Source organism: Devosia sp. (assembly GCF_036676215.1).
GTDB lineage: Bacteria > Pseudomonadota > Alphaproteobacteria > Rhizobiales > Devosiaceae > Devosia.
In genome coordinates, this window is sequence record NZ_JAKFDJ010000084.1 from 1 (window position 1) to 15,887 (window position 15,887).

Consider the following 15,887-nt stretch of genomic DNA (forward strand, 5'->3'; position numbering starts at 1 on the left):
ACCAGTTCGGCGGCGTCGGGATTGCGCTTTTGCGGCATGATCGAGCTGCCGGTGGTGAACTTGTCGGAAAGGCGCACGAAGCCGAATTGGGCGCTGCTCCAGATCACCATTTCCTCGGCGAAGCGGGAGAGGTGCACGGCGCAGATGGTGGCGGCGGCCAGGGTCTCGAGGATGAAATCGCGGTCGGAAACGGCGTCGAGCGAATTGGCGGTGGGCCGGTCAAAACCGAGCTTTTCGGCCGTCATGTGGCGGTCGATCGGATAGGGCGTTCCGGCCAAAGCCGCTGATCCCAAAGGACTTTCGTTCAACCGCTTGCGGGCATCGAGCAGGCGGCCGGCATCGCGGCCGAGCATTTCGACATAGGCGAGCAGGTGGTGGCCGAAGGTCACCGGCTGGGCGCTTTGCAGGTGGGTGAAGCCGGGCATGATGGTCTCGGCTTCTTCTTCGGCGCGGGTCACCAGAGCCAGTTGCAGCGTCGCCACCTGGGTCACCAGGGTGTCGATGGTGTCGCGCACATAGAGCTTGAAATCAGTCGCCACCTGGTCGTTGCGCGAGCGGGCAGTGTGCAGCCTGCCGGCAGCATCGCCGATCTTTTCTCGCAGCTTGCTTTCGACATTCATGTGAATGTCTTCCAGCGCCCGCGAGAACGTGAAGGTGCCACCCTCGATTTCGGCCAGCACCTCGTTTAGACCCGCTACAATGCTGTCGCGATCTTCCTGCGTCAGAATGCCCGTCTCGGCGAGCATTGTGGCATGGGCGATCGATCCGGCAATATCCTGGCGGTAGAGACGCTGATCAAAGCCGATCGAGGCGTTGATTTCCTCCATGATGGCGTCGGGGCCGGTGGCGAACCGGCCGCCCCACATCTTGTTGCTCATCGAATACCTCGGAGATTGCTTATGACCGACATGCAGGCGCCCCGCCCCGGAGCTACGAGCCGGGTCCGGCTGTGGGTCACTCTGGTCGTGGTGGGATTGGGCGTAGCTATAGCGGCGTGGGTGTGGCTCGGCAATGCCGGGCTGGCAAAGGAATGCCCGGTTCAGGCCGAGGCGGCGGCGGTGATCGGCGAGGCGGCATTGGGGGAGCTGGCGGCGCTCAACGGCACCGGCGAGGGACGCGGCTATGCGACCATGGCGTTCAAGGATGCTGATGGCGCCGACATGACCATCGCCGACTTCAAGGGCAAGGCGCTGCTGGTCAATTTCTGGGCCAGCTGGTGCGTGCCCTGCCGCGAGGAAATGCCGGCGCTCGACGCATTGGCGACCAAATACAATTCGGATGCCTTCATGGTGCTGCCGATCAATCTCGATATCGGGGAAGGCGGGCTCGCCAAGGCGCTGGCATTCCTCGACGAAAACAATTTCGCCAATCTGCCGCTCTATGCCGACAATACGTTCGCCGCCTTCGACCGGCTCAAGCAACAGGCGGTGGCGGTGGGGCTGCCGGCAACGCTGGTGCTGGACGAGAATGGCTGCGAGCTGGGGGTGCTGCAGGGTCCGGCGGAATGGAATACGCCCGATGGCGAGGCGGTGATCGCGGCGCTGCTGGGACTGGGTGCCTAGGCGCTAGATCAGCCTATCCACCACAGCGCCCGAATTTACCACCGGCGCATCGGCCTCGCCGGTCGGGCTCAGATCGGCGGCCCTGGCCTGCTGGTCCTGGACGGCGCTCTCCAGGGCCACACGAAGTTCGGCGACCTTGGCAAGCTGGGCGGCGAGCGGCGTGCCGCTCCTATCGACGATGCGATTGATCATCACGGCCGGGCCGATGCCGAGAGCGTTGCTCATCGAGCACTCCCCTTTACGCCAGTTTGTCGACCTTCACGCCCTGGCCGGGCGGCGGCGCCGACAGGGCCGTCTGCATCAGCGTGTCGAGCAGTTCGGTCTGCATCTCGTGGGCCTTCTTGAACACGGTGATCTGGACGCTGTGTTGCGTCTTCATCGAGTTCATCGCGAGCATCTGCATGGAGAGGTCGGTGTTCATCTGGACCTCCTGTGCTGACAGTCCAAGCCGCAACCCTAGGCCGGGGGTGTAAACAAAGCCTTGGTCAATCGTGGCAATTTGGTGAAATTTGCGGGGTTTGTTCCTTTAGTTCATGGCTCGCTTACGTTTCTACGAGCACATAGTGCCATCCGCGTTCTGAGGCCGTCGCTCGCATGTTCATCCAGGAGCTGTTTCTTGCCCTTGTCCACGCCATCAGCCTCCTGGCGCTGATGGCGATCGCCTTCGGCATTGTCGAGCGGCAGCTCTGGCATCGGGCAGTGCGTTCGCTGGTGCAGGGCGTCATCTTTGGCAGTGGCGCCATCGTCGCCATCATGACGCCGGCCCGGATCGGGGAAGGCGCGGTGGTGGATTCGCGCGCGCTGATCGTGGGCTTCGCCGCCGCCTTTGGCGGCTGGCCGGCGGCGTTGGTCGCGGTGGCCATCAGCGGCACCTATCGGTTGTGGCTGGGAGGCTTCGGCGCGGGTACGGGCACCATTGGCATTGCCGCGGCCGCCCTGCTGGGGCTGGGCTGGCGGTATTTCCTTCGTCCCAAGGGGCGTATCAAGGTGCGGCACCTGGTGGTGCTGGGATTGGTGATCTCCTGCTATCTGTTGACCGGCATTGCCATGGGTTATTCCACCATCTGGTCGCTGGTGAGCGTCATCGGACCCTATATGGTCACGGCCTCGGTAACGGCCTCCGTGCTGCTCGGCCTGTTTGTCGAGCGCGAACTCACCCAGATCGAGCGCGAGCAGCATTGGAAGACCGACGCGCTGACCGATCCGCTGACAGCGCTGCCCAATCGACGGGCCTTCGAGCGCGGAATCGAGGGGCTGCGGCCCGACGACAGCGAAGCCGCGCTGCTGATCCTCGACCTGGACCGCTTCAAGGTGGTCAATGACACCCATGGCCATGCGGCAGGCGACTATGTGCTGCAGCAGGTTTCGGCCATCCTGCGCACCCATACGCGCAACCAGGATCTGCTGTCCCGTCTGGGCGGCGAGGAGCTGGCGGTACTGCTGCCCGACACCGATTCGGTCAGGGCCCGGCAGATCGCCGAGCGGCTGCGCCGGGCGATCGAAACGCTCGATATCCAATGGGAAGGTCGCAGCATCGCCATCACCGCCAGCGTCGGCGTGGCCCTGGCCTCCGGGTCAACGCCGAGCAGCGAATTGTTCGTGCAGGCCGACGCGGCGCTTTATGCGGCCAAGCGCAACGGCCGCAATCGCGTGGTGTTTTCCGGCGAGATGCTGCTGCGCGAACCCATTGAGCCTGGGGCCTACAGCCTGCCGCCCCGCGCCGCCTAGGCTCAGCCGCCCTTTTTCAGGTCGCCATGGCTGCCGGGGATCCAGAGCACGTCCTTGGCGCCATTGTTGTTGGCGACCCGCGCCAGCACAAATAACAGGTCGGAAAGCCGATTGAGATAGCGCACAGCTTCGGGGCTGGTGTCGGATTCGGCGGCGGCCAGCTCGACGGTGATACGTTCGGCGCGGCGCGTCACGGTGCGCGCCACGTGCAGTGCCGCGGCCAGTGGCGTGCCGGCGGGCAGGATAAAACTCGTCAATGGAGCCAGATCGGCATTGTAGTGATCGATCTGTTTTTCGAGAAACTCGGTCTGTACCGGACGGATGCGAAGGGTTGGATATTGGGCGTCCGGTTCATCGAGGCCGGGCGTCGCCAGGTCCGAGCCAACATCGAAAAGGTCATTCTGGATGCGGCCGAGCAGCATGTCGATCTTGGGCATGGAGCCGGTGTGGATGCGTGCCGCGCCGATGCTGGCATTGGCTTCGTCCACCGTGCCATAGGCCTCGACGCGCAGATCGTATTTGGCGCGGCGCGGGCCGCGCACGAGGCTGGTCGTGCCGGTATCGCCGGTCCTGGTATAAATGCGGTTGAGCTTGACCATGTGTCGGCTAACCCCGCCCGCCGCCGAAGAAGAATAGCGCGCCCAGCAGCAGCACGAGAGCTACCGCCTGGCCGATGACCCGCAGGCGCATCAGGCGCTGGCTGGTATTGCCCGGTCCGCCCTTGGCCATGTTCCACAAGCCCATGCCCAGGACCGCGACGACGAAAAGCAGGGCGAGGGCAATGGCGATGTTGAGAGCGGTCTGCATGGTGTCCTACCGATTGGATTGCCGGCCATTGATATGGGTCGCGAGACCCTCGGCCAGCGCATCATAGATGGCACGAATCCGGTGCGAGGTGAACAATTCCCTGTGCGTGGTGAGCCAGACTTCAAGCGGGGGAATCCTGAGGTCAAGCGGCAGAGCCACCATGCCGGGCGTTGCCTCTACCAGATTGGCCTGGGCGAAGCCGATGCCCAGCCCCGCCTTGATCAGCTCCCACATGTGGGTCTGGTCGTCCGAGCGCAGCAGGAAGTGTTCGCGCCGGAGCGGCAGGCCCAGCGTCTGGGCATGAGCGATGATGAGATCGGAGCGGTCCATTCCGATCATGTCATGATCGAAGAGCTCCTCGATGGCTTTGGGCGTGCCCCGACGTGCCAGATAGCTTTCATGTGCCGCCGGCACGATGGGCAGGTCGCCCAAGTGCCTGGTCACCAGTTCGAGCTGGGTGGGGCGGAACATGCGGACGGCGATATCGGCCTCGCGCAGCAGCAGGTTTTCGGCCGAATCGGAGGGTACCAGTTCGAGCGCGATGCGGGGAAAACGCTGCCGGATCGGCACCAGCAGGCCGGGTAGCACATAGTTGGAGATGATGGCGCTGGCGGTGATGCGCACCGTGCCACCGAGATCATCCTGGGCCCCTTCGGCCATGATGGCGGCCTCGGCCAGAGCGGCCTGCGCCTTGTTGACGGGTTCATAAAGCCGTAGCGCCGTGCTGTTGGGCTTGAGGCCGGTGAGCGTGCGTTCGAACAGGGCCAGGCCCAGATCGGCTTCGAGGGTTTCGACATGCCGGCCCACGGTTGGCTGGCTGATGCCCAGTTCGCGCGCCGCGGCCGAGAGCGAGCCATTGGCCACCACGGCGGCGAAACTGCGCCAGAGAGCCCAATCCGGTTCTCTATTCATTTATGAATACAACACCTACGATATCAGCCAATGTCGCCACAATAATGAATGATAGATACTTATGTCCATCAAACAATGGAGACGACGATGAGCAAGGGTAAAGTCACGGTTCTCGGCATTAACGGGCATATCGGACACCACGCCGCGCGAGCCTTCCAGCAGGCCGGGTTTTCGGTGACCGGCTTCGGCCGATCCAACCGCCATCCAATCCCCGACGTCGGCTTTATCCAGGGCGATGCGGCGAGCCTCGACGATCTGAGGGGTGCCATTGCCGATGCCGATATCGTCGTCAACGCGCTGAACCTGCCCTACGACAAATGGGACAAGGGTCGTGCCGAGGCACAACTGTCCACGGTGATCGCGGCCATGGGGAGCAGCGGCAAGACGCTGATGTTTCCGGGCAATGTCTATAATTACGCGGCCTCGGACCGGCGCATGGCGCCCTCGACACAGCAGCGCCCGCAGACACCGCGCGGCGCTATCCGCGTGCGGCAGGAGGAGATGCTGGCGGCTGCCTCGAAAGCCGGCAAGTTCCAGACCATCATTATCAGGGCCGGGGATTTCTACGCGCCCAACAATGTCGGCGACTGGTTTGACCAGGCGATCATGATGGAGGCCAGAAAGGGCAAAATCTATCACATGGCCGATCTCAAGCTGGGTCATGCCTGGGCCTATCTGCCCGATCTGGGTCGGGCCTTTGCGGTGCTGGGCGAGCAGCGGGCTGCGTTGGGTGCCTTCGAGAATTTCCACTTCGCCGGCCATTATATGACGCATGGCGCGCTGGTGGAGGCCATACTCAAGGCCGCGCCCACCCCGCTCAAGGTTGCGCGGCTGCCATGGATATTCCTGCAGGCCATGGGGCTGGCCAATGGGGTGATCCGCGAGGTGCTCAAAATGCGCTACCTCTGGAACAATCCGATGGAACTGGTCGACCCGCGGCTCGACGCCATACTGGGTCCGGATTTCGGCACGCCGTTCGAGGTGGCGGTAGCCGAGACGGTGAAACCGTTTCTGGCGCGGAAGGTGGCGGCGTAAATCGAGAACTCGCCTCCAAACTCGACACGGTGGGTGTTGGGCCTAGAAGCCGACCGCCTTGCGCACATTGTCCGGTGTCCAGCCTCTGGCTCGCAGGTCAGCTAAAGTCTCAGAGCCCTTCGATTTTGCCAGCTTCCGGCCCGCGTCATCGAGGATAAGCTTGTGAAAATTGTAGATGGGCGAGGGCAGGCCGAGGAGCATCTGCAGCAGTACATGGATATCGGTCCCGGCCTCCATGTCGCGACCGCGGGTGACATGGGTAATGCCCTGCGCCGCATCGTCGACCACGACGCTCAGGTGATAGCTGGCCGGCATGTCCTTGCGCTGCAGCACGACATCGCCCCAGCGCTGCGGGCGGGCATAGCGTATCTGCGGCCGGTCGGTCACTAGCGGGCCCACCGCGGTGAAGGTCAGCATGCCGACCCGATCCATGGCCTTTTCCGTATCCAGACGGAACTGCACCGGATCGCCACGCTCCAGGCGTTCGATCTGGGTGCCGCGACCGAGATGCCGGCAGGTGCCGGGATAGAGCGGTGCCCCCTCCGGATCGGTGTCGCCGGCATGGGCGGCAATCGCGCTGCGCGAGCAGAAGCAGGGATAAAGCAGGCCCTGGTCGCGCAACTGATTGCCGGCTGCGGCGTAGATGTCCATGCGGTCCGACTGGCGCATGACGGGCTCGGGCCAGTCGAGCCCCAGCCAGTGCAGATCCTCGAAGATTGCCGCGGCGAATTCGGGTTTACTGCGCTCGGCGTCGATGTCTTCGATCCGCAACAGGGCGACGCCGCCCAGCAGCGTGGCGGCGTTCCAGGTATAGAGGGCCGAATAAGCGTGGCCGAGATGCAGCCGGCCATTGGGGCTGGGGGCGAAGCGAAGGATGGGTTTCGATGAGTTCTTCTGCGGCACAAGGCGTTCCTAGCATGAGCCCGGTCCGTCCGTCACCGCGCTTGGACAGCGCCGGCGCTGTGGCCGGCCATATCGAGGCCCTGGTCGGTATCGATCGGCGCCTTGCCCCGGTCCGCGACTTTGCCGGCGACGTTCAGCCGCGCATCACCGAACCGGGCTTTGTCGGCATTGCCCATGTCATCTGCGGGCAGCAATTGTCGGTGGCCAGCGCGCGGGCGATCTGGAGCCGCTTCGAACTGCTGCCCGGTGCGCTCGATCCGGTGACCTACCTGTCGCTCAGCGAAGAGGCGGTGCGCGCAACCGGCTTTTCCGGTGGCAAGTTCCGCACCGTGCGGGTCATTGCCGAGGCCATGGTGGCCGGAGAGCTCGATTTCGCACATCTCGAAACCCTGCCGGCGGAAGAGGCGGTGCGGTACCTCGTCGCCCACAAGGGCATCGGGCCCTGGACGGCGGAGGTTTATCTCGTGTTCTGCGCCGGGCATCCGGACGTATTCCCGGCCGGCGACCTGGCGCTGCTCAAAGCGGTGCAGCACGGGCTCGGGCTTGACGCTCGTCCTTCCATCAAGGACATGATCGGCATCGCTGCCGCCTGGACGCCGCATCGTTCCGCGGCGGCTTTGTTGTTCTGGCGCTATTTCGCGGTGATGCGCGATCGAGAAGGACTCCTGTTGTGACCAAGCTTTCCGGCCCCATGCTGCCGCCTGCATCCGGCGGACTGCCCCAGCAGGCGGTGGTGCTGCTGCATGGCTATGGCAGCGACGGCAATGATCTCATCGGGCTGGCGCCACATTGGCAGGGTGTGCTGCCTGACGCCGTTTTCATCTCGCCCAACGGTCCCGAGCAGTGCCGTCAACTGGCGTCGGGATTTCAGTGGTTCGATGTGAGCTTCGATGGCGACCGGCTGGCCAGCCGGCAGTTGGGCGTGCTGCAGGCGCGACCGGTGCTGGCCGAGTTCCTCGATGACCTGTGGAGCCAGACCGGCATCACGCCGGAAAACACCATCCTTGCCGGCTTCAGCCAGGGCGCGATGATGGCGCTGCATGTCGGGCTGTCGCTCGACAGGCCGCTGATGGGCATCATCGCCTTTTCCGGGGCCTTCGTGCCGCCCGAGGGTTTCGGCGCCGGGCCGCTGGCCAGAAGCCCGGTATGCCTCATCCATGGCGACATGGACGAGGTGGTCGATGCCGAACTCAGCGCCGATGCCGACGTGGCGCTGCGGCTGGCCGGCTACGATGTGTCCTATCACGTCAGCCAAGGGGTCGGCCACGGCATCGCTCCGGACGGGCTGGCTTTCGCCAGTGCCTTCATCGAGCGTGTCGCCCTCAAATAAAGGCATTGCCCCCCGCTTCACAGCCCTGACACAAAGGGCTTAGTATAAGAAGCTATGGACTTACTCGATTCCCGTTCCGGGAGACTCAAGTGACCATCCACGTGTCGCCTGAGGCCTGTCCCGCATTGGTGCTGAACGCCGACTTCCGGCCGCTCAGTTATTATCCGCTGTCGCTCTGGTCATGGCAGGACGCGATCAAGGCGGTATGCCTCGATCGGGTGAACATCGTGTCGCAATATGACACGGTCATCCACTCCCCCAGCTTCCAGATGCAACTGCCCAGCGTGGTTTCGCTGCGCGACTATGTGAAGCCGGCACGACACCCCGCCTTTACCCGCTTCAACGTGTTCCTGCGCGATCGCTTCCAGTGCCAATATTGCGGCGCCAAGGACGATCTGACCTTCGACCATGTCATTCCCCGCTCCAAGGGCGGGCTGACGACCTGGGAGAATGTCGTGGCCGCCTGTGCGCCGTGCAATCTGCGCAAGGCCAACCGCATGCCCAGCGAGATCCGGATGTTCCCGCATCAGGCGCCCTACCATCCCACAGTGCATGACCTGCACAATAATGGCCGGGCCTTCCCGCCCAACCACCTGCACCAGAGCTGGCTGGATTATCTCTACTGGGATATCGAGCTGGAGCCGTAGGGCTTGCCGAGAGGGCGGCCAATAACTATCGCGTCCTGTCGGGAGATATGGTCATGGCGATCAGTGCTGAACTGGGTGAAAACCTCGAAAAGGTCGTCAACGACCTGGTCGAAAACGGCCGCTACAATTCCAAGAGCGAAGTGCTGCGCGAAGGCGTCCGCCTGGTGCAGGAGCGCGAGGCGCGGTTCAAGGAACTGGACGCGAGCGTGCGGCTGGCTATCGCCGAGGCCGACGCAGGACGGTGGCTGTCAGAAGAAGAAGTCTTCGACGAGCTTGAGGCTCGCTACGCCGACGACAGCGACTGATGCGCGTCGTCTACACGCCTGCCTCGTTACGCGACTTGACCGATATCGCATTCGACAATCGCAAACGTGCAAGGACATTCGTTGCTGAGCTACGCGCTGCTTGTCGTTCATTGGGATCCGACAGCCTGCGTTATCCCCTCCTGCAGGAACTGACCCACATTCGGCGTATGCCGGTCGGCAACTATCTCGTCTTGTAGCGGGTATTCGAGGATAGGGTGCAGATTGTCCACGTGATCCATGGCGCCAGGGATATTGGCGGCTTGACTCTGTAGGGTCCTAAACCCGCCGGTTTCGCCGTGCCTGTGCCCAGATCGAAACCCCCAGCAATGCCACGATGGCGGTCGCGATCAACGCATTGTAGCCGGCCAGGGAAATGCCCAGGAAACGGAACTGCACCACGTCGCAGCCGATGACCGGGGTGAGGTTGCTCAGCGCATCGAAATTCATGGTCTCGCCGATACCGGTGCAGGCGGTGGGGCCGGGCCAGAAGCCCCATTCGACGCCGGCATGATAAAAGCCCAGATAGGCGCCCCAGACGAAGATGGCGGTGACGATGGCCATGGCAATGTACCAGACCGCCAGCGGCAGCCGGTTCCAGGTGATGAGCACCGCCAGCAAGAGAGGCAGGCCATAGTAATAGGCCAGGCGCTGTTCGAGGCAGAGTTCGCAGGGCACCAGTCCGCCAATGACCTGCGAGCCGAGCGCGGCCAGGATGGTCACCAGCCCGAGGACGAAAGCGAGCCCCGCCGATTTCTTGTCGAGCGGGTAAAGGATCGATGCGGCCATGCTGGGAACTCTCGGGTGACGCTGAGGCTGGATAGAACGCGATTGCGACAAATTCCAGCGGGAAACAGGCTTGTGATCAATTTCGGGCGGCGCCGGCCACGCGCCTTGCGGCCCAGCGACCCTGACCTGTGGCCCGGTCAAAGGTCCTGCAGGATCTCGAGGAGTTCGTGCCGGGTTGGTCGAAGCGTCGGGCCGGCCGGCGCCAGGGCCACGGGCGTGTCGAAGGCGCCCAGCATCAACATCATGCCGCCGATAGTGCCGTCCACCTTGTGCCAGGGACACATGACGCACATCTGCGGCACGATCTTGCCGGTCGCGTCCTTCATATAGGCGCGCGGGCTGTGAATGGTCTCGCCGGCCAGAACGCGCTTGTGCTCGGCCCGGTGTTCGGCGCTGATATCCGGGCGCACGGCATAGTGGTTCTTGCCGATCAATTTGCTGCCCTCGCTGGTCTTGTGCCCGGCGATCCAGTAGTCGCTGACCGCCAGGTAATTCATGTCCCGGTCCAACACGGCAATGGCCGCGGGCACGTTCTTCATCAGGGTGCGTACCAATAGGCTGCGGCCAACGGCATTGGCGTCCTTCATCGACCGGCCGGTTATGTCCTGCATCGTGCCGAAGACTTCCGAAACCTCGCCGCCCGGACCGATCCTGACATCGCCGGTGCATTCGATCAGCTTGATCCCGGCGCCGGTCTCGATCCGGAATATGACCTTCTGGCCGTGCTTTTCGGCTACGCTTCGCTTCAGCAGCGCTACGGCCATCGGCCGATCATATTCGACGACGTGGCCTATGGCCTCTTCCATCGTCAACGGTTCGGCCTGAACCGGCAGGCCATAGATTTCGAAGACCTGCTCGGACCAGTACACGGCACCATTGGCCACCAGCACGCGCCAGAATCCCATGCCGAGCTGGTTGGCGAGTACGCCCAGCATGGCATCGGCATGCACGACGGCGGGGGGTTGGCAATCTGTTTGCATGGCGTTCAGCATTGAAAATGGTTTCTCGGAACACGCTATCGGCCGCGTGGTGATGGCAGTCACTAGATCACCATTGCATTACCGAAATCTGTCGCAGGCGGGAAAAACTGCTGGTCCACAGGCGGCGCGGACGCCGTTTCCGAGCGCCAGCCAGGAGAGTCGGATACAGCGACAGCCCTGGTCCTCTGGGGTCGTGATCAGTCGCCGGGCAGGCTAACCCCAAGCGCCTGGCGCAGGGCGATGGCATTGGCTGGAGCGTGCAGTTTATCCTCGTGCACGAAGTAGGCGAAGACGTCCGTGCCGGCCGCCGTCCAGCCACCGATCGTGGCGGCCCAGTCGGCAATGTCGGCGGGCCGGTAGCCCTGGCCATCGCCGCGCGCCGGCCCCTGCAGGCGGCAATAGGCGAAGTCGGCAGTCAGTTCGCGCGACGGATTGTCCGGCGTATCGGCAATGACGCGCGCGACGTTGTGCTCGGCGAGCAGGGCGTTGACTTCCGGCGCGTCGAAACTGGCATTGCGCATCTCGATGGCGTGGCGGATAGGGCCGACATTGTCGGTGGCGAGGAACGGAGCGGATTTAAGCCGGCTATCGGCCTTGCCGGCAAGCGCGACATAGTCGGCGGTTGTCCTGGGCAGGAGCGTCAGGAAGGCGCCCAGCACCTCGCGATTGTAACTGATATTGGGCGGTAATTGCCAGATGAAGGGGCCGAGCTTGGCGCCCAGGGCCAGCGGGCCCGAGGCAAAGAAATTGGCGAGCTCCTGCTCGCAATTCTTGAGCCGCTTGATGTGGGTGACCAGTTGCGGACCCTTGATCGAGAAGACGAAGCCATTGCGGGCCTCGCCTGCCCATTTGGCAAAGCTCTCGGGCTTCTGGTTGGCGCGGAAAGTGGCGTTGATCTCGATGCTGCCGAGCCGGGAGCTGGCATAGGCCAGCTCCTTTTTCTGCACCAGCCCCTCAGGGAAAAAGGTGCCGCGCCAGGGTTCGAACACCCAGCCAGCCGTTCCGGTCCGTATCGCGCCAGTCGTCATGCCCATGGTCCCCGTTGCCCGGGCAAGCTAGCCCAAAATCCCTCGCTCCTGCGAGGCCAAAACACCGCTAGCACTGCTCGGGGTGCAGGAAGGCGGCGAGGAATGTGGCGATGGCAGCCTTGGTATGGCGCCGGATTTCGGCTGTCGTGGGGATGGCGTCATTGCCCAGCATCATGACCCGATTGACCGGCTCACCCATCAGCAACCAATTGAGCTGCGCGGCGGTTTCCGCTGCATCGTCGAAGGCCAGGAGCTTGTCTTCCCGCAGCGTTTCGAACAGGGCCCCCATGGTGCCGATGGCCCGTCCGGCCCCGCGCGCATAGAGTTCGCGGGCCAGCTCGGGGAAGCGCTGCACCTCCGATATCACCAGCCGCCTCAGCTGCATCAGCCCGGGAGTCAGCGCCACGGTCTGGATGCGTATGCCGTAGTCGAGCAGGAACGCCTCGAGTTCCGCCCGGTCCCGCAAGTTGGGCGGCGCCCGGTGCACCGCCGCACCCGCCTCGTCCATCATTTCGGTGACCACGGCCACGAAGAGCAGGTCCTTGCTGCTGAAGTGCTTGTAGACGGTCTGCTTGGAGACGCTGGAACGCGCCGCAATCTCGTCCATGCTGGCCCGATCATAACCCATATCGAGGAACACCTCCGCCGCGGCCGCGATGATGGCGGCATGCTTGCGCTCCGAACGCGTCGCGGGGGCGGATGGGGCACTGGCCGGCATTTCGAACTCCGTTTCCCGACCTACTTGACACAATCAAACTGTACAGTCTAGTTCTATAACAGAACTGAACGGTCTAGTTTGATTTCTAGGAGAGGAAGATGCATATCCAATTCGCCGAATTGCCCGTCGTCGATCAGGATCGGGCCAAGCAGTTTTACCGTGACGCCCTTGGATGCTCCGTCGTCGCCGATAGCCCGATGGGCGCGGACAGCTGGCGCTGGGTCGAACTCGGCCTGCCCGGTGGCCAGACGAACCTGCATTTCATCCGCCGGGCCGACGACCGGCCCAGTGATGTGCCGGTGCTGGTTGTGATGGTCGACAATGTCGCCGACAGCGTCGCCACGCTCAGAAGTCGTGGTGTGACCATCGTCACCGAGCCGCATGAACCGGCCTGGCAGCCGGGCAAGACGGTCGCCGAATTCCGCGACAGCGAAGGCAACCGGATGATCCTGTCCAGCGCGGGAGCCTGACCATGCCGCGTTCCGCCCACCTTGTGGCCGCGACGGCCCTGCTGTCGCTGCTCTCAGCGATCCCAACCCATGCCCAGCCCACCGGTACCGAACCAGGAGTTAGCCAGATGACCAGCCAAACCCAGTCCGCCACGCTCGAAGTGCCCGGCGCCACGCTCTATTACGAAACGACAGGCGCGGGGCCGACCCTGCTCATCATCCCCGGCGGCCCGCAGGATGCCGGCGTCTTCACCCCGCTGGCCGCCGAGCTGTCCACCGGCTTCACGGTCGTGTCCTATGATCCGCGCGGCAATTCGCGCAGTAGCTTCGATGGTGGGCCGACCCCGCTCGACGTCGACCAGCAGGCCGACGATGCCGCCGCCCTGATCGCCCATATAGGCGGCCCGGCCTATGTGTTCGGCACCAGCGGCGGCGCCCAGATCGGCCTCAACCTCGCCGCCCGCCATCCGCACCTGGTCACGGCCCTCGTGGCGCATGAACCACCGTCCATCATGCTCATGGACGATCCCGCGCCCATGCTGGCCGCCAACCGTGCCCTGTACGAGACCTACAAGAGCCAGGGCGTCGATGCCGCCATGGCCCAGTTCTTCGGCCAAGCCGGGCTCGACGGCGGCGACGCGCCAGAGGGCGATATGCCCGATTTCGACCCGGCCAATATGCCCCCCGATGCCGCGGAAACCTTCATGCGGGTTAGCGGTAATTTCGAGTACTGGCTCGCGCAGGGCATGCTGCCGCTTTCCAATTACACGCCTGACGTCGCCACGCTCAAGGCGGCGGGGGCGCCCAAGGTCATCGTGGCCATCGGTGAGCAATCGACAGGACATCCTATCCATGAGATGACGATGGCACTGGCCAGCGCGCTCGGCGTGGCACCGGTCGCCGTGCCCGGCGATCATATGGGCTTTGAAACCGAGCCCGCCGAATTTGCCCGACGCCTGGAGACCGCTTTGAGATGAGCCAATCCGCCCGCCTGCCGTTTGGTCAATCGCAAAAGACGGCCCTGCTGCTGGCGGCCAGCAGCGCCATTGCCGGCTCGGTCGGTCCGATTGCCATCGGCTCGGGCGGTCTGGCGGGCGCCTCGGTCCTGCCGGCCGATGCGCTGAGCCTGTCGACCATGCCGGTCACCACCTTCGTGATCGGCTCGGCCATCGCCGCCATCCCCGCGGCCTTGCTGATGCGCCGTGTCGGCCGGCGCGCCGGCTTCATCACCGGCGCATTGGTGGGCAGCACCGGGGCCGGTCTGGCAAGCCTGGCGCTCGGCCTGGGCTCATTCTGGTTCTTTGCCATTGGCATGATGGTGTTGGGCGGCGCCGCGGCCTTTCTGCAGCAATACCGCTTTGCCGCCGCCGACGCGTCCGATCCGACCTTCAAGGACCAGGCGATCGCCTGGGTCATGGCCGGAGGCATCGTGTCGGGCGTGGCCGGCCCGCAGCTTGCCATCCATGGCCGGGGCATCTGGCCCGACGCGCCCTATGCCGGGCCGTTTTTCCTCCTGGCTTTGCTGTTTCTCTGCGCCGTGCCGTTGCTGGCAGGGCTGCGCGTGCCCAAGCCCAAGCCATTGCCCGCCGGGCAGCAGGATGGCCGGCCGCTGCGGGTCATTATCAGCCAGCCGCGCTACCTGCTCGCCATGCTGATCACCGTTTCCGCCTATGCGATGATGAGCCTGGTCATGACGGCTGCGCCTTTGGCCATGGTGCAGCTCTGCGGACACTCGGTCGCCGATGCCCAGATCGGCATCATCTTCCATGTGCTCGCCATGTTCGGACCAAGCTTCTTCACCGGCCGGCTCATTAGCCGCTATGGCCGCTCCGCCATTGCCGCTGCGGGCTTCGTGCTGATCGCCGCCGCCGCCGGCGTCTCGCTGACCGGTACCAGCGTAGGCCAGTTCTGGCTGATGCTGACGCTGCTCGGCTTCGGCTGGAATTTCGGCTTCATCTCCGGCACCGCCATGATCACCGATCTCTACCGCCCCGAGGAAGCAGCCAAGACCCAGGCCTTCAGCGAATTTGCGCTGTTTTCTATCGTCGCCTTGGTGACCTTTGCCTCGGGCGGCCTGATTGCCGCCGTCGGCTGGTGGGTCCTCAACCTGCTGGTCCTGCCGCTGGTCGTGCTCGGCATTGCGCTGATCGTGGTGGAGGAACTGGCCGAACGGCGTGGCGCCAGGGCGTAACCGCTCCGTTGCCCGGGCGCTGATGCCGGGCCGGTTGCTCAGGGTGATCTTGCCGTTCTTGATGATCTCGCCGCCATCGGCTCCGGGGGGCTTTGGGACAGTTCTGGCTGCTGCTCACGCTGCTCGGCATCGGCTGGCGTTCGGCGCCCTCGCCGAGTGCGTCGCGGACGTCCGCGGCGCGGGCCGCGGAGAATGCGGCGAGGAAGGTGGCGATGCCTGCCGTTGCGTGCCGCTGATGTCGGGATGACCGCCCAGGCGTTCCTGAGACCTTCGTCGATGGCCCGGCCAGTTCTGTCTCAGGCAAATTGTGATCACGTCAGCACTGTCTGGACCCAATTGTGATCACCAGCGCCGTTTTCCCTGTGCTAACCGCTGCGGCCTAAGCGTCCCAGGGCGCAACACGTGCTCCGGGCCTTCGCATGTACGCTCCTCACCCATTGCGCCTATTGCCACTGCTCGCTGCGCTGGCACTGGCCGGCTGCTCCAGCGGCAGCACCAGCTCGGAC

Annotated in this window: 22 protein-coding genes; 11 read left to right on the top strand and 11 right to left on the bottom strand. The window is 64.1% G+C overall.

The window, feature by feature from the left end:
* Positions 1-878: argininosuccinate lyase (gene argH, locus V6M52_RS08900; RefSeq protein WP_332700761.1), on the bottom strand; the 878-nt coding region annotated here is incomplete at its 3' end.
* A 21-nt stretch (positions 879-899) separates the two neighbouring features.
* Here argH and V6M52_RS08905 point away from each other — a divergent pair.
* Positions 900-1,562: a TlpA disulfide reductase family protein gene (locus V6M52_RS08905; protein ID WP_332700762.1), complete on the top strand. Its 663-nt coding sequence runs from the start codon at positions 900-902 to the stop codon at positions 1,560-1,562.
* 3 nt (positions 1,563-1,565) lie between these two features.
* On the opposite strand, the gene V6M52_RS08910 is transcribed toward V6M52_RS08905, so the two are convergent.
* Both V6M52_RS08910 and V6M52_RS08915 read right to left on the bottom strand, forming a co-directional pair.
* Positions 1,566-1,787, bottom strand: coding sequence for a hypothetical protein (locus V6M52_RS08910; RefSeq protein ID WP_332692330.1), 222 nt, complete (start codon positions 1,785-1,787; stop codon positions 1,566-1,568).
* Positions 1,788-1,800: 13 nt separating this feature from the next.
* Positions 1,801-1,983: a putative motility protein gene (locus V6M52_RS08915; RefSeq protein WP_332692327.1), complete on the bottom strand. Its 183-nt coding sequence runs from the start codon at positions 1,981-1,983 to the stop codon at positions 1,801-1,803.
* 173 nt (positions 1,984-2,156) lie between these two features.
* Here V6M52_RS08915 and V6M52_RS08920 point away from each other — a divergent pair, with 173 nt between their 5' ends.
* Positions 2,157-3,290, top strand: coding sequence for a GGDEF domain-containing protein (locus V6M52_RS08920; protein WP_332700763.1), 1,134 nt, complete (start codon positions 2,157-2,159; stop codon positions 3,288-3,290).
* Positions 3,291-3,292: 2 nt separating this feature from the next.
* Here V6M52_RS08920 and V6M52_RS08925 read toward each other — a convergent pair whose 3' ends face one another.
* From V6M52_RS08925 to V6M52_RS08935, 3 genes are read right to left on the bottom strand one after another with little or no spacing between them, the layout of a single operon-like run.
* The gene (locus tag V6M52_RS08925; RefSeq protein WP_332700764.1) at positions 3,293-3,889 is read right to left on the bottom strand and encodes a cob(I)yrinic acid a,c-diamide adenosyltransferase; all 597 of its coding nucleotides are present in this window, start codon (positions 3,887-3,889) and stop codon (positions 3,293-3,295) included.
* A 7-nt stretch (positions 3,890-3,896) separates the two neighbouring features.
* Entirely contained in the window at positions 3,897-4,097 is a 201-nt protein-coding gene (locus V6M52_RS08930; RefSeq protein WP_332692319.1) for a twin transmembrane helix small protein, read from the bottom strand.
* A gap of 6 nt (positions 4,098-4,103) precedes the next feature.
* Positions 4,104-5,009, bottom strand: a complete 906-nt coding sequence (locus V6M52_RS08935; protein WP_332700765.1) for a LysR family transcriptional regulator — start codon at positions 5,007-5,009, stop codon at positions 4,104-4,106.
* Between the two features lie 87 nt (positions 5,010-5,096).
* On the opposite strand from V6M52_RS08935, the gene V6M52_RS08940 reads away from it, so the two are divergent.
* Positions 5,097-6,044, top strand: coding sequence for an NAD-dependent epimerase/dehydratase family protein (locus V6M52_RS08940; protein ID WP_332700766.1), 948 nt, complete (start codon positions 5,097-5,099; stop codon positions 6,042-6,044).
* A gap of 42 nt (positions 6,045-6,086) precedes the next feature.
* Here the strand turns inward: V6M52_RS08940 and gluQRS are convergent, their stop codons facing one another.
* Positions 6,087-6,947, bottom strand: coding sequence for a tRNA glutamyl-Q(34) synthetase GluQRS (gene gluQRS, locus V6M52_RS08945; RefSeq protein WP_332692310.1), 861 nt, complete (start codon positions 6,945-6,947; stop codon positions 6,087-6,089).
* A gap of 14 nt (positions 6,948-6,961) precedes the next feature.
* Between gluQRS and V6M52_RS08950 the strand changes: the two genes are divergently transcribed.
* From V6M52_RS08950 to V6M52_RS19970, 5 genes are all read left to right on the top strand, one after another.
* A complete protein-coding gene (locus V6M52_RS08950; protein ID WP_332700767.1) occupies positions 6,962-7,621 on the top strand; it encodes a DNA-3-methyladenine glycosylase family protein in 660 nt (219 codons plus the stop codon).
* Positions 7,618-8,277 (top strand): alpha/beta hydrolase, encoded by a 660-nt coding sequence (locus V6M52_RS08955; RefSeq protein WP_332700768.1) that lies wholly within the window; start codon positions 7,618-7,620, stop codon positions 8,275-8,277. The genes V6M52_RS08950 and V6M52_RS08955 overlap by 4 nt, the downstream gene beginning before the upstream one ends.
* A gap of 89 nt (positions 8,278-8,366) precedes the next feature.
* Positions 8,367-8,924 carry an HNH endonuclease gene (locus tag V6M52_RS08960; protein WP_332692301.1) on the top strand — a complete coding sequence of 186 codons (558 nt, stop codon included), beginning with the start codon at positions 8,367-8,369 and terminating at the stop codon, positions 8,922-8,924.
* A 53-nt stretch (positions 8,925-8,977) separates the two neighbouring features.
* On the top strand, positions 8,978-9,229 hold the full coding sequence (locus V6M52_RS08965) for a type II toxin-antitoxin system ParD family antitoxin (RefSeq protein WP_332692298.1): 252 nt from the start codon (positions 8,978-8,980) through the stop codon (positions 9,227-9,229).
* A complete protein-coding gene (locus V6M52_RS19970) occupies positions 9,229-9,426 on the top strand; it encodes a type II toxin-antitoxin system RelE/ParE family toxin (RefSeq protein WP_442881838.1) in 198 nt (65 codons plus the stop codon). The genes V6M52_RS08965 and V6M52_RS19970 overlap by 1 nt, the downstream gene beginning before the upstream one ends.
* Before the next feature lie 79 nt (positions 9,427-9,505).
* On the opposite strand, the gene V6M52_RS08970 is transcribed toward V6M52_RS19970, so the two are convergent.
* From V6M52_RS08970 to V6M52_RS08985, 4 genes are all read right to left on the bottom strand, one after another.
* Entirely contained in the window at positions 9,506-10,015 is a 510-nt protein-coding gene (locus tag V6M52_RS08970; RefSeq protein WP_332692292.1) for a disulfide bond formation protein B, read from the bottom strand.
* Between the two features lie 137 nt (positions 10,016-10,152).
* Positions 10,153-10,995 (bottom strand): PAS domain-containing protein, encoded by an 843-nt coding sequence (locus tag V6M52_RS08975; protein WP_332692289.1) that lies wholly within the window; start codon positions 10,993-10,995, stop codon positions 10,153-10,155.
* Positions 10,996-11,192: 197 nt separating this feature from the next.
* Entirely contained in the window at positions 11,193-12,023 is an 831-nt protein-coding gene (locus V6M52_RS08980; RefSeq protein WP_332692286.1) for a DUF72 domain-containing protein, read from the bottom strand.
* Positions 12,024-12,090: 67 nt separating this feature from the next.
* On the bottom strand, positions 12,091-12,741 hold the full coding sequence (locus V6M52_RS08985) for a TetR/AcrR family transcriptional regulator (protein ID WP_332692283.1): 651 nt from the start codon (positions 12,739-12,741) through the stop codon (positions 12,091-12,093).
* 98 nt (positions 12,742-12,839) lie between these two features.
* Between V6M52_RS08985 and V6M52_RS08990 the strand changes: the two genes are divergently transcribed.
* The 3 genes from V6M52_RS08990 to V6M52_RS09000 are packed head-to-tail and all read left to right on the top strand — an operon-like array spanning position 12,840 to position 15,381.
* On the top strand, positions 12,840-13,211 hold the full coding sequence (locus V6M52_RS08990; protein ID WP_332700769.1) for a VOC family protein: 372 nt from the start codon (positions 12,840-12,842) through the stop codon (positions 13,209-13,211).
* A gap of 2 nt (positions 13,212-13,213) precedes the next feature.
* A complete protein-coding gene (locus V6M52_RS08995; RefSeq protein ID WP_332700770.1) occupies positions 13,214-14,167 on the top strand; it encodes an alpha/beta fold hydrolase in 954 nt (317 codons plus the stop codon).
* Positions 14,164-15,381 (top strand): MFS transporter, encoded by a 1,218-nt coding sequence (locus V6M52_RS09000; RefSeq protein WP_332700771.1) that lies wholly within the window; start codon positions 14,164-14,166, stop codon positions 15,379-15,381. Before V6M52_RS08995 ends, V6M52_RS09000 begins: the two co-directional genes overlap by 4 nt.
* Positions 15,382-15,887: the final 506 nt, after the last annotated feature.